Source organism: Streptomyces sp. NBC_01306, assembly GCF_026340465.1.
Classification (GTDB): domain Bacteria; phylum Actinomycetota; class Actinomycetes; order Streptomycetales; family Streptomycetaceae; genus Streptomyces.
In genome coordinates, this window is sequence record NZ_JAPEPC010000001.1 from 4655001 (window position 1) to 4667196 (window position 12196).

The following is a 12196-nucleotide window of genomic DNA, read 5'->3' on the forward strand; positions in this document are numbered from 1 at the left end:
AAGGCCAATCAAACTCCGTGATAGCTGGTTCTCCCCGAAATGCATTTAGGTGCAGCGTCGTGTGTTTCTTGCCGGAGGTAGAGCACTGGATAGGCGATGGGCCCTACCGGGTTACTGACCTTAGCCAAACTCCGAATGCCGGTAAGTGAGAGCGCGGCAGTGAGACTGTGGGGGATAAGCTCCATGGTCGAGAGGGAAACAGCCCAGAGCATCGACTAAGGCCCCTAAGCGTACGCTAAGTGGAAAAGGATGTGGAGTCGCAGAGACAACCAGGAGGTTGGCTTAGAAGCAGCCATCCTTGAAAGAGTGCGTAATAGCTCACTGGTCAAGTGATTCCGCGCCGACAATGTAGCGGGGCTCAAGCGTACCGCCGAAGTCGTGTCATTCCAGCACATACCCCTAACGGGGGCTGGGATGGGTAGGGGAGCGTCGTGTGCCGGGTGAAGCAGCCGCGGAAGCGAGTTGTGGACGGTTCACGAGTGAGAATGCAGGCATGAGTAGCGATACACACGTGAGAAACGTGTGCGCCGATTGACTAAGGGTTCCTGGGTCAAGCTGATCTGCCCAGGGTAAGTCGGGACCTAAGGCGAGGCCGACAGGCGTAGTCGATGGACAACCGGTTGATATTCCGGTACCCGCTTTGAAACGCCCAATACTGAATCCTCTAATGCTAAGGCCGTGAAGCCGTCCTGGACCCTTCGGGGAAAGGGGAGTGGTGGAGCCGCTGAACCAAGGTGGTAGTAGGTAAGCGATGGGGTGACGCAGGAAGGTAGTCCAGCCCGGGCGGTGGTTGTCCCGGGGTAAGGGTGTAGCCCGTTATCCAGGTAAATCCGGATGACATGTGGGTGAGACCTGATGCCGAGCCGATTGTGGTGAAGTGGATGATCCTATGCTGTCGAGAAAAGCCTCTAGCGAGTTTCATGGCGGCCCGTACCCTAAACCGACTCAGGTGGTCAGGTAGAGAATACCGAGGCGTTCGGGTGAACTATGGTTAAGGAACTCGGCAAAATGCCCCCGTAACTTCGGGAGAAGGGGGCCATTCTTGGTGATTGGATTTACTCCATGAGCTGGGGGTGGCCGCAGAGACCAGCGAGAAGCGACTGTTTACTAAAAACACAGGTCCGTGCGAAGCCGTAAGGCGATGTATACGGACTGACGCCTGCCCGGTGCTGGAACGTTAAGGGGACCGGTTAGTGATCTTTCGGGGTTGCGAAGCTGAGAACTTAAGCGCCAGTAAACGGCGGTGGTAACTATAACCATCCTAAGGTAGCGAAATTCCTTGTCGGGTAAGTTCCGACCTGCACGAATGGCGTAACGACTTCTCGACTGTCTCAACCATAGGCCCGGTGAAATTGCACTACGAGTAAAGATGCTCGTTTCGCGCAGAAGGACGGAAAGACCCCGGGACCTTTACTACAGTTTGATATTGGTGTTCGGTTCGGCTTGTGTAGGATAGGTGGGAGACTTTGAAGCGGCCACGCCAGTGGTTGTGGAGTCGTCGTTGAAATACCACTCTGGTCGTGCTGGATGTCTAACCTCGGTCCGTGATCCGGATCAGGGACAGTGTCTGATGGGTAGTTTAACTGGGGCGGTTGCCTCCTAAAGAGTAACGGAGGCGCCCAAAGGTTCCCTCAGCCTGGTTGGCAATCAGGTGTTGAGTGTAAGTGCACAAGGGAGCTTGACTGTGAGACCGACGGGTCGAGCAGGGACGAAAGTCGGGACTAGTGATCCGGCAGTGGCTTGTGGAAGCGCTGTCGCTCAACGGATAAAAGGTACCCCGGGGATAACAGGCTGATCTTCCCCAAGAGTCCATATCGACGGGATGGTTTGGCACCTCGATGTCGGCTCGTCGCATCCTGGGGCTGGAGTCGGTCCCAAGGGTTGGGCTGTTCGCCCATTAAAGCGGTACGCGAGCTGGGTTTAGAACGTCGTGAGACAGTTCGGTCCCTATCCTCTGCGCGCGTAGGAATATTGAGAAGGGCTGTCCCTAGTACGAGAGGACCGGGACGGACGAACCTCTGGTGTGCCAGTTGTCCTGCCAAGGGCATGGCTGGTTGGCTACGTTCGGAAAGGATAACCGCTGAAAGCATCTAAGCGGGAAGCCTGCTTCGAGATGAGTATTCCCACCCCCTTTGAGGGGTTAAGGCTCCCAGTAGACGACTGGGTTGATAGGCCAGATGTGGAAGCCCGGTAACGGGTGGAGCTGACTGGTACTAATAGGCCGAGGGCTTGTCCTCAGTTGCTCGCGTCCACTGTGTTAGTTCTGAAATAACGAACGACTGTGTTGTATCCGGTGTTGGTTAATTTCATAGTGTTTCGGTGGTCATTGCGTTAGGGAAACGCCCGGTTACATTCCGAACCCGGAAGCTAAGCCTTTCAGCGCCGATGGTACTGCAGGGGGGACCCTGTGGGAGAGTAGGACGCCGCCGAACAATTTTTAGCCTCAACCCCGAGCTGTAATAGCTCGGGGTTGAGGCATTTTTGCGTCCACGTGCAGTTCACTCCCAGGCAGCCGGTACCTGGCCGCTGGCCTTCCCCCTTTCTGGAGTCGGTCTGCTGAGCCCTTCTGCCATGCGGTCGGGCTAACTCCTTCCTGGGCCCTGTGCGCCGGCCTGGAACCCTCGTACCTCGTACCTCGTACCTCGTACACAGCGTCCAAGGTGCCCGCGCGTGCTGCCCCCGTCCGGCTCGCTGAGGTGCAGGTGTGCCTGGTCGTCGGCGATGCGGCCGCCGTATGGGACGTCTCGTCGAGGCTCCGACGACGAGAGCCCCAGCGCGCCCACTGGGGGCTTGCTGGGGCTCTTCGAAGAGGAGTGCCGGTACCGCGGCGGGTCAGCTCCCGGAGGGTTCGTAGCCGGGTACGCCCGCGGATCGTGCGAGGTCGATGTCGAGTGCCTCGCGGCGGATGCGCTGGTCGACGTAGAGGAGCACCGTCACGCCGGCGGTGAAGGGGTAGGTGAGCGCCGCCGTGAGCGTCGCGCCGATGCCGCTGATGATCAGGTACGGCCAGCCGAACTCCGGAGCCCTGCTGGAGACAAGGTCGCTGACGCTCTTGCCGTCGGCCATCGTGGCGGCCGCGTTGAACGGCAGATCGATGAGTCCCGAGACGAGGGCGGTCAGCAGCAGAGTCAGCAGTGTGATCCCGAAGATGCGCCACCAGACGCCCTTCACCAGCTTCGCCGAGCGGCGCAGCGCCGCCGCGATGCCCTGTCGCTCCAGCATCAGTGCGGGTCCGGCCAGGCTGAAGCAGATCCACAGCCAGACGACCACGACGACCGCGGCGAGCCCGCCGAGGGCGGCGAGTCCGGCACCCTCGGAGCCACCGACCAGGAGGCCGGGAAGAAGACCGACCGTCATCACCGCGGCGTAGGCGACGGGCAGCAGCAGGCTCAGCCCCACCAACCGGGAGAGCTGAGGCCTGGCCTCGCGCCAGGCGTCGGCGAGCGTCACCGGGCGGCCCAGCACGGAGCGGCTGACGACCATGGTCAGTACCGCGGTGGTGAAGATCGTCCCGATCAGCGTGATCGCGTACAGCGGTCCCAGGCCGATCAGGGTCGTCCGCAGCGAGTCCACGCTCTGGTGCAGCTGCTCTGTGGGGCCGGCCCCGCTGTCGATCTGGGTGGGCTCGGGGAGCAGGTAGTGCTGGACGAGGATCGAGCAGAGCTGGACGGCGGCTGCCACGCCGATCGTGAGGCCGAGTGCCGTGCGCCAGTGGGCGCGCATCGTCGACACCGCGCCGTCGAGGATCTCTCCCACGCCGAGCGGCCTGAGCGGGATGATGCCCGGCTTGGCCACGACCGGCTGCTGATATCCCCAGCCGTTCTGCGGCGGTCCGCCCCAGCCGGTGTTCTGCCGGCCGCCGCCGTTACCGGACTGCGCGCGCGGGCCCCGGCGGGACGTCTGCTGCGGTGGTACGGGAGCCGGGCTCGGCGGAGTCCACTGCGCGGCAGGCGGCTGATTGCTGGACCACTTCGGAGCGGCTTCTCCCTGGCCGGTCGGCTCGGCGGGGCGGGGGACGCCCGGCTCCTGTCCGTCGGAGGGGGCGGATCCGGGCGAGGCCCAGCCCGGAGAGTCGTTCATTGTCGCTCCTTCATCATGCCTGTCCGCCGCATGCCCGTCCGTGCGTCGAGGCAGCAGGTCGGCAGCCATCGTGTCATGCGGGGTGTGGCAGCGGAGCCGCTGCTGTATCTCCTTTGCACCTTCAATTGTCGGTGCCACACGGGGCAGACTGTGCGGATGGCTGATCAGGACGAGCAAACCCCGCTGGGCGCGGGGCCGCCCATGCTTCCTTCGCTTCGCTGGGACGAGCCGCCCGAGGGGCCGGAGGGGCCGGTCGTCGTGCTGCTCGACCAGACTCGATTGCCCGGTGAAGAGGTCGAGCTGGTGTGCACGGATGTTCCCGCGCTGGTCCGGGCGATCCGGACACTCGCTGTCCGGGGGGCGCCGCTGCTCGGGGTCGCCGGGGGGTACGGGGTCGCGCTCGCGGCGGTACGGGGATACGACGTGGAGGAGGCAGCGGCGCTCCTCGCGGGTGCGCGGCCCACGGCGGTGAACCTCGGGTACGGGGTGCACCGGGTGGCCGAGGTGTACCGGGCAGCTGTCCGGGGCGGTGCGGACACCGGTGCGGCGGCGGCGCTCGCCGAAGCCAGGGCGCTGCACCAGGAGGACGTCGAGGCCAGCCGGCAGATGGCGGTCCGGGGCCTGGAGCTCCTCGATGAGCTGCTGCCGGGCGGCGGGCACCGGATTCTGACACACTGCAACACCGGGGCGCTGGTCTCGGCCGGTGAGGGCACCGCTTTCGCCGTGGCGCTGGCGGCGCACCGCGCGGGCAGTCTGCGGCGGCTGTGGGTGGACGAGACGCGGCCACTGCTGCAGGGGGCGCGTCTGACGGCGTACGAGGCGGCCCGCAACGGGATGGCGTACACCCTGCTCACCGACAACGCGGCTGGTTCGCTCTTCGCGGCGGGCGAGGTGGATGCCGTGCTGATCGGTGCCGACCGGATCGCCGCTGACGGCTCCGTGGCCAACAAGGTGGGCAGCTATCCGCTGGCCGTGCTGGCCAAGTACCACCATGTGCCGTTCGTGGTCGTCGCTCCGACGACCACGGTCGATCTGTCCACGCCGGACGGTGCGTCCATCGAGGTGGAGCAGCGTGCGGGCGGGGAGGTCACCGAGTGCGGCGGGGTGCCGGTGGCGCCGTTGGGGACGCAGGCGTACAACCCCGCGTTCGATGTCACACCCCCCGAGCTCGTGACGGCCGTCGTCACGGAATCGGGGATCGCATCCCCTGTCACCAGGGACGCACTCACCGCATTGTGTGACAGGTCACGCCAGGTAACGATTAGCTAATGGGATGATGTCGGTATGAAGGGACGCGTCCTTGTCGTCGATGACGACACCGCACTGGCCGAGATGCTCGGCATTGTGCTGCGTGGTGAAGGTTTTGAGCCGTCATTTGTAGCGGACGGCGACAAGGCACTGGCTGCATTCCGTGAGGCCAAGCCGGACCTGGTGCTGCTCGATCTCATGCTGCCCGGACGGGACGGCATCGAGGTCTGCAGGCTGATCAGGGCCGAGTCAGGTGTGCCGATCGTGATGCTCACGGCGAAGAGCGACACAGTCGATGTGGTGGTGGGGCTCGAATCCGGGGCCGACGACTACATCGTCAAGCCGTTCAAGCCCAAGGAACTCGTCGCCCGTATCAGGGCGAGGCTGAGGAGGTCGGAGGAGCCCGCGCCGGAACAGCTGGCGATCGGTGATCTGGTCATCGATGTGGCCGGTCACTCCGTGAAGCGGGAGGGGCAGTCGATCGCGTTGACCCCGCTGGAGTTCGATCTGCTGGTCGCGCTGGCCCGTAAGCCCTGGCAGGTGTTCACCCGCGAGGTGCTGCTGGAGCAGGTGTGGGGGTACCGCCATGCTGCGGACACCCGGCTGGTCAACGTGCACGTACAGCGGTTGCGCTCGAAGGTCGAGAAGGACCCCGAGCGGCCGGAGATCGTCGTGACCGTCCGCGGTGTCGGATACAAGGCCGGACCGAGCTGACATGGCCCGCAGCAGCGCCGCTCCGGCGCCCGGGGAGCCGGGAGCACGGCCGGAGCGGGCTGCCGGAGCCGCGGTGAACGCGCCCCGGCTCACCGCACCGCCCGCGTCGTCAGGTCCGTCCGACGGCCGGGCGGCCGTGCTGCGCAGGTTCGGCGACCGTTTTCTGCGGGGTGGCCGGCTGCTCCAGGACGGAGCGCCCGGCGGTCATGTGCTGCGGCTCTTCGCGCGCTGGGTGCGCCGTCCGCTGCTTCCCGCTGTGCGCCTCTGGCGGCGGAACATCCAGCTCAGGGTGGTCGCGGGCACACTGCTGATGTCGCTGGGCGTGGTCCTGGTGCTCGGATTCGTCGTCATCGGCCAGGTGCGCAACGGTCTGCTGGACGCCAAGGGGAAGGCCGCGGTCAGTCAGGCCGCGGGTGGTTTCACGGTCGCCAAGGACAAGGCCAACGCGACGACGGTGTCCGACAGCGACTCCGCCGACACCGGGGCGGCCAGCAACTCCCGCCAGTGGCGAACCGACCTCGTGGCCCAGCTCGCCAGCGGCGGTCAGGGTGCGTACAACGTGGTCACCCTCGCCCCGGCCTCCGAGGAGACGGGTGCGGGCAACGGCGGGGAGCGTACGTCCGGCCAGGTGAGCCCCGACAGCGTCTCCGAGAAGCTGCGCATGAGCGTCGACCAGGGCACCGCGCCGTACAAGACGTACACGGACATCAAGTACGTCGACGGGCGGGCGCCGGAGCCCGGTCTGGTCGTGGGGCAGCGTCTTGAGGACATCGACCACAAGCCGTACCAGCTCTACTACCTCTTCCCGCTCTCGCAGGAGGAGAAGACCCTCAGCCTGGTGAAGCGCACCCTGGCCACCGCCGGGCTGTTCGTGGTGGTGCTGCTCGGGGCGATCGCCTGGTTCCTGGTGCGTCAGGTGGTCACGCCGGTGCGGATGGCCGCCGGGATCGCCGAACGGCTCTCTGCCGGGCGTCTCCAGGAGCGGATGAAGGTCACGGGCGAGGACGACATCGCCCGGCTCGGCGAAGCCTTCAACAAGATGGCGCAGAGCCTCCAGTTGAAGATCCAGCAGCTGGAGGAGCTGTCCCGGATGCAGCGCCGCTTCGTCTCCGATGTGTCGCACGAGCTGCGCACCCCGTTGACGACCGTACGGATGGCCGCCGACGTCATCCATGACGCGCGCAGCGACTTCGACCCGGTGACCGCTCGCTCGGCCGAGCTGCTCGGCGATCAGCTCGACCGTTTCGAGTCGCTGCTCGCGGATCTGCTGGAGATCAGCCGGTTCGACGCGGGCGCCGCTGCGCTGGAGGCGGAGCCGATCGACCTGCGGGAGACCGTGCGCCGGGTGATATCGGGTGCCGAGCCGCTCGCGGAGCGCAAGGGCAGCCGGATCCGCGTCGTCGGTGACGAGCAGCCAGTGGTCGCCGAGGTGGACGCGCGGCGGATCGAGCGTGTGCTGCGCAACCTCGTCGTCAATGCCGTGGAGCACGGCGAGGGCAACGATGTGGTGGTCCGCTTCGGTGTCGCGGGGGGCGCCGTCGCGATCGTCGTGCGCGACTACGGTGTGGGGCTGAAGCCGGGCGAGGCGACCCGGGTCTTCAGCCGTTTCTGGCGGGCCGACCCGGCGCGGGCCCGTACGACCGGCGGCACCGGGCTCGGTCTGTCCATCGCCGTCGAGGACGCGCGGCTGCACGGTGGCTGGCTCCAGGCGTGGGGCGAGCCGGGTGGCGGTTCACAGTTCCGGCTGACCCTGCCGCGTACTGCGGACGAACCGCTGCGCGGCTCCCCGATACCGCTGGAGCCCGACGACTCGCGCCGCGCCCGCGCCACGCAGGCCGAGGCGGGGCGGCTGGTCGCGGTGCCGGCCCAGTCCGGTGCGGACCGTTCGCCGCTGCCGCCGCTGCCCCGTGCGATACCGGCCGACCCGACGGCACTGCCGGGCAGCGGTGCCCGGGTGGTGCCGAGGGCCGGTGACTGTGCAACGCAAGCTTCGGACCGGGAGGACACCGCCCGTGGGCGATGATCGTGGGGGCAGCCGCGGCGTACGGGGACTGAGGGCGTACGCCTGGCTCGGCTGCGGGGGCGTGCTGCTGGCGGGCTGTGCGTCGATGCCGAACAGCGGGGACATCGAAGCCGTCGATCCTTCGCAGCGCAGCGACTCACAGGTCAAGGTGTATGCGGTGCCGCCGCGTGAGGGGGCCGCGCCGGCCGAGATCGTGGACGGTTTCCTGGAGGCGATGACCAGCGATGATCTGCAGTTCGCCACGGCCAGGAAGTATCTGACGAAGGAAGCGTCGCACAAGTGGGATCCGGGCGCGCGGACCACGGTGCTCGCCGACGGGCCCACGCGCCGGGCGAATCCGGCCAACGACCGGGACGCTCCGCAGGTCTCCTCCACCTTCGAACTGAGCGGCACGGAAGTCGCCGTGGTCGACAAGCAGCACGCGTACCAGCCCGACAAGGGCACGTACCGCAACTCCATCCATCTGGTGCATCAGAACGGCGGGTGGCGTATCGACGATCTGCCCGCCGGTCTGCTGCTCAGCCTCTCCGACTTCCAGCGCAACTATCACTCCGTCAACAAGTACTACTTCGCCTCGGTGCCGTCCGGGGCATCCGGGACGTCCGGGGGGTCGGGAGCGTCCGGTTCGCCCGGCGGCTCGTCCGGCCGCAACTGGCTTGTCGCCGACCCGGTCTATCTCCGTCAGGGCATCGACCCCGAGACGAGGATGGATCCACTGACGCAGACGGTCGCCTCTCTGCTGGACGGGCCGACCAACTGGCTGCGTCCTGTGGCGAATTCGCGCTTCCCGGTCGGAACGGCGCTCAAGAAGGGTGTCCGGGCCCTGACGCTCGACGACCGTAACGGCCTCAAAGTGCCGCTCAACGAGAAGGCGTCGGGCGTCGGGCAGGGGCAGTGCCGGCAGATGGCGGCTCAACTGCTCTTCACGCTGCGCGATGTGACGTCCATGCGGGTCGAGCAGGTGGAGCTGGAGCGTACGGACGGCTCGCAGCTGTGTGTGCTCAGCGCGGACCAGTCGCAGGAGTACGCGCCCGACCACACATCGGGCAGTCCGGCCGGCGAGTACTTCGTGGATGCCAAGGGCCGGCTCGTACGGATGCAGGCCATCGGCGGTGACAGCTCGGGGAAGGCGGATCCCGAGCCTGTCGAGGGTCCGCTCGGCACGGGCGCCAAGCCGCTGAGCACGGTTGCGGTGGCGCGCGACGAACGCCGCGCGGCGGGTGTGTCGAAGGACAGCAGCACGCTGTCCACTTCGTCGATCGTCTCCGGCGACGAAACGGCCGAGCAGCTGTACACCAGCCATGCGAAGCAGAAGAAGAACCGTCTGTCGGCCCCGAGTTGGGACGGATGCGGAGATCTCTGGGTGGCTGACCGGAACCCGGCGAATCCGCAGCTGCTGCGGTTCCCCGGCGGTTCGGGCGAGCCGCAGTCCGTCCCGGTACTGGGGCTGGACGGCGCGCATATCGCCGGGCTGCGGATGTCGTCCGACGGGGTACGGATCGCGCTGCTGCTGACGAAGGACGGGCATACGACGCTGAAGGTGGGCCGGGTGGTCCGGCAGGGCAGCGCCGACAGCCCGACGGTCTCCGTCGTGGACGAACTGCGCCCGGCCGCACCGCAGATGGCGGATGTGACGGCGGTGTCCTGGGCGGGGCGCAGCCGGCTCGTGGTGGTCGGCAAGGAGGCCGGCGGGGTGCAGCAGGTGCGCTATATGCAGGCGGACGGTTCGGTCTCCGGTGTGAACCCGCTGCCGGGCGCCAACCGGATCACCGCCGTCGCCGCTTCGGACGACGACAGGCTGCCGCTGATGGCGCTCTCGGACGAGGACGGAATTGTGCGTCTTCCCCCGCGTGCGAATTGGAAAACCGTGGTGGAGGAAGGGAAGTCGCCGGTCTATCCCGGATAGGCGGCTGTCCGGGACGGACCGGCTATCCGGAGGCGGCTTCCGGATAGCCGGATAGCTTCCGGAAGGCTTCGGAAGGGCTTCGGGTGGCTTCGGCATTGTTGCTGGACCGCTGCCGGATGATCGCCGGATGGCGCTGGACAGTTGTATCCGGATGACCGCTGGACAGTTGTATGCGGCAGGTGTCCGTGGCCGTCCGCCCCGGTTATCCACAGGGGTGGCCGGAAGCTCCGTTGCTTGGCAGAGTAGAGGCCATGAGGGGGTGGTGGCAGGAAATCTCCGAAGTGGTGCTGCCGAGCGCATGCGGAGGCTGCGGAAGATCTCGTACGGCGCTCTGCGCGGAATGCGCCGAGGCTCTCTGCGGCGGTCCGGTGCGCAGGGCCAGACCGGATCCCGAGCCGCCGGGGCTGCCGGCGGTGTGGGGTGCCGCGGCGTACGAGGACGCGGTGCGGGCGGTGCTGCTCGCGCACAAGGAGCGGGGCGCGCTGGGGCTGGCGGGGGTGCTCGGCCGTGCGCTCGCCACGGCGGTGCGGGCCGCGGCAGGGCGGAGCGCGGGTGAGGGGACGCTGCTGCTCGTCCCGGTGCCCTCGTCGCGCGGTGCGGTGCGGGCCCGGGGGCATGACGCGGGCCGCCGGATCGCCTGTGCCGCCTCGGCCGAGCTGCGCAGGAGCGGTACACCGGCGCGGATGCTGGGGGCGCTCAGACAGCGGCGTGCGGTGGCCGACCAGGCGGGTCTGGATGCCCCGCAGAGGCTGGCGAATCTCTCGGGTGCACTCGAAGTGGTGCCTGGGGGCGTAGGGCTGCTGGACGGGGGCAGGGTGGTGTTGGTGGACGATCTCATGACGACCGGAGCATCACTCGTGGAGGCCGCGCGTGCTGTACGGGCAGTGCCCGGCCGGGAATTCGCCGGAGCCATGGAACCGGTGGCCGCGGTCGTCGCCGCACCGCCGTTGTCTTTCGAAATAAACCGGAACTGATAGCTAACTTGCATCGTTGCAGGTAGCGAGGGAGAAAAACCACCTGAACGGGGGTACGCGTGAGTAGCAGGTGCCGATACCCGTCCCAGCGAGCTATGTTCGGTTGTGAGGAATGGCGAAAGCTGTGGCTCACTTGAATACACGGACGTGCATGGCACTTTCCGGTTTCTGCTGGTTCCGTGGAAACCCGGATGCTTGCGAGGCCGGAGGTTGGTGTGGGTGGGGATCTTCCCGACGGGGGAGGAGGAGGTGAAAGTCACCAAGTCCGAGACTCCGGTGCTCACCGGGGTCTGGTGCAAGAGGGAGCTGCTCCGCCGCTGAGCGGAGCGATCCGGGAACGGAGTTCTGCGTGGACATCGTCGTCAAGGGCCGCAAGACCGAGGTACCCGAGCGGTTCCGCAAGCACGTCGCCGAGAAGCTGAAGATTGAGAAGATCCAGAAGCTGGACGCCAAGGTGATCAGCCTTGACGTCGAGGTGTCCAAGGAGCCCAATCCGAGGCAGGCCGACCGTTCGGACCGTGTGGAAATCACGCTGCACTCCCGAGGCCCGGTGATCCGGGCGGAGGCAGCGGCAGGCGACCCGTACGCAGCGCTGGATCTGGCCACAGGCAAGTTGGAGGCGCGGCTGCGGAAGCAGAACGAGAAGCGCCACAACAGGAGGGGTGCGGGCCGCATTTCGGCGGCCGAAGTCGTCGACGCGGTGCCGGACACGGCGCCGATCAACGGCAACGGTGAGTTCACCGCCGACCTGGCGACCCAGACCATTCCGACCACCAGGATGGGTTCGCTCGAAGTCCAGGGCGAAGGACCGCTGGTGGTACGCGAGAAGACGCATATCGCAGCAGCGATGTCGCTCGACCAGGCGCTCTACGAGATGGAGCTGGTGGGGCACGACTTCTATCTGTTCGTCGACGCGGAGACAAAGGAGCCCAGTGTCGTCTACCGGCGGCACGCCTACGACTACGGTGTCATCCACCTGACGACCGACCCGCTCGCCGACATGGAGGCGGCCGGCGCCGGCGGTGCGCTCGGCGGATGACTCCATTACCCGTCGCGGTGCCCCTGGACGTGTATATGCGCGCCGGGGGCTCCGCCGTGCGGTAGGGATCGGTGCGGGGGATCGGGGCTGGGGATCACCGTTCCGTCGTTCCGGCATGAAATCATGGGCGCACGCGCCAACCGGGCTTCTGTGAGCTGCGGTTGGTGTCGTAGGTGAACGTCGTACATGAACTTCGGGCCCATGCTTCAGGG

Annotated in this window: 7 protein-coding genes and 2 rRNA genes (1 of these 9 running past the window's edge); 8 read left to right on the forward strand and 1 reads right to left on the reverse strand. The window is 66.7% G+C overall.

Annotation, left to right across the window (positions count from 1 at the left end):
- A 23S ribosomal RNA gene (locus OG385_RS20530) occupies positions 1-2237 on the forward strand; it begins 886 nt to the left of the window's first position.
- Positions 2238-2315: 78 nt separating this feature from the next.
- Positions 2316-2432 (forward strand): 5S ribosomal RNA (gene rrf, locus OG385_RS20535).
- A gap of 400 nt (positions 2433-2832) precedes the next feature.
- Here the strand turns inward: rrf and OG385_RS20540 are convergent.
- Entirely contained in the window at positions 2833-4080 is a 1248-nt protein-coding gene (locus OG385_RS20540) for a hypothetical protein (protein ID WP_266856421.1), read from the reverse strand.
- A 156-nt stretch (positions 4081-4236) separates the two neighbouring features.
- Here OG385_RS20540 and mtnA point away from each other — a divergent pair, with 156 nt between their 5' ends.
- From mtnA to raiA, 6 genes are all read left to right on the forward strand, one after another.
- A complete protein-coding gene (gene mtnA / locus OG385_RS20545) occupies positions 4237-5349 on the forward strand; it encodes an S-methyl-5-thioribose-1-phosphate isomerase (protein WP_266856423.1) in 1113 nt (370 codons plus the stop codon).
- Between the two features lie 15 nt (positions 5350-5364).
- Complete coding sequence (gene mtrA / locus OG385_RS20550) at positions 5365-6042, forward strand: two-component system response regulator MtrA (RefSeq protein ID WP_005486885.1); 678 nt, start codon at positions 5365-5367, stop codon at positions 6040-6042.
- 1 nt (position 6043) lies between these two features.
- Entirely contained in the window at positions 6044-8065 is a 2022-nt protein-coding gene (mtrB, locus tag OG385_RS20555; protein WP_266856425.1) for an MtrAB system histidine kinase MtrB, read from the forward strand.
- An 85-nt stretch (positions 8066-8150) separates the two neighbouring features.
- A complete protein-coding gene (locus tag OG385_RS20560) occupies positions 8151-9971 on the forward strand; it encodes an LpqB family beta-propeller domain-containing protein (protein ID WP_266861028.1) in 1821 nt (606 codons plus the stop codon).
- A 251-nt stretch (positions 9972-10222) separates the two neighbouring features.
- Positions 10223-10945, forward strand: a complete 723-nt coding sequence (locus tag OG385_RS20565) for a ComF family protein (protein WP_266856427.1) — start codon at positions 10223-10225, stop codon at positions 10943-10945.
- A 349-nt stretch (positions 10946-11294) separates the two neighbouring features.
- On the forward strand, positions 11295-11984 hold the full coding sequence (raiA, locus tag OG385_RS20570; protein ID WP_266856429.1) for a ribosome-associated translation inhibitor RaiA: 690 nt from the start codon (positions 11295-11297) through the stop codon (positions 11982-11984).
- Positions 11985-12196: the final 212 nt, after the last annotated feature.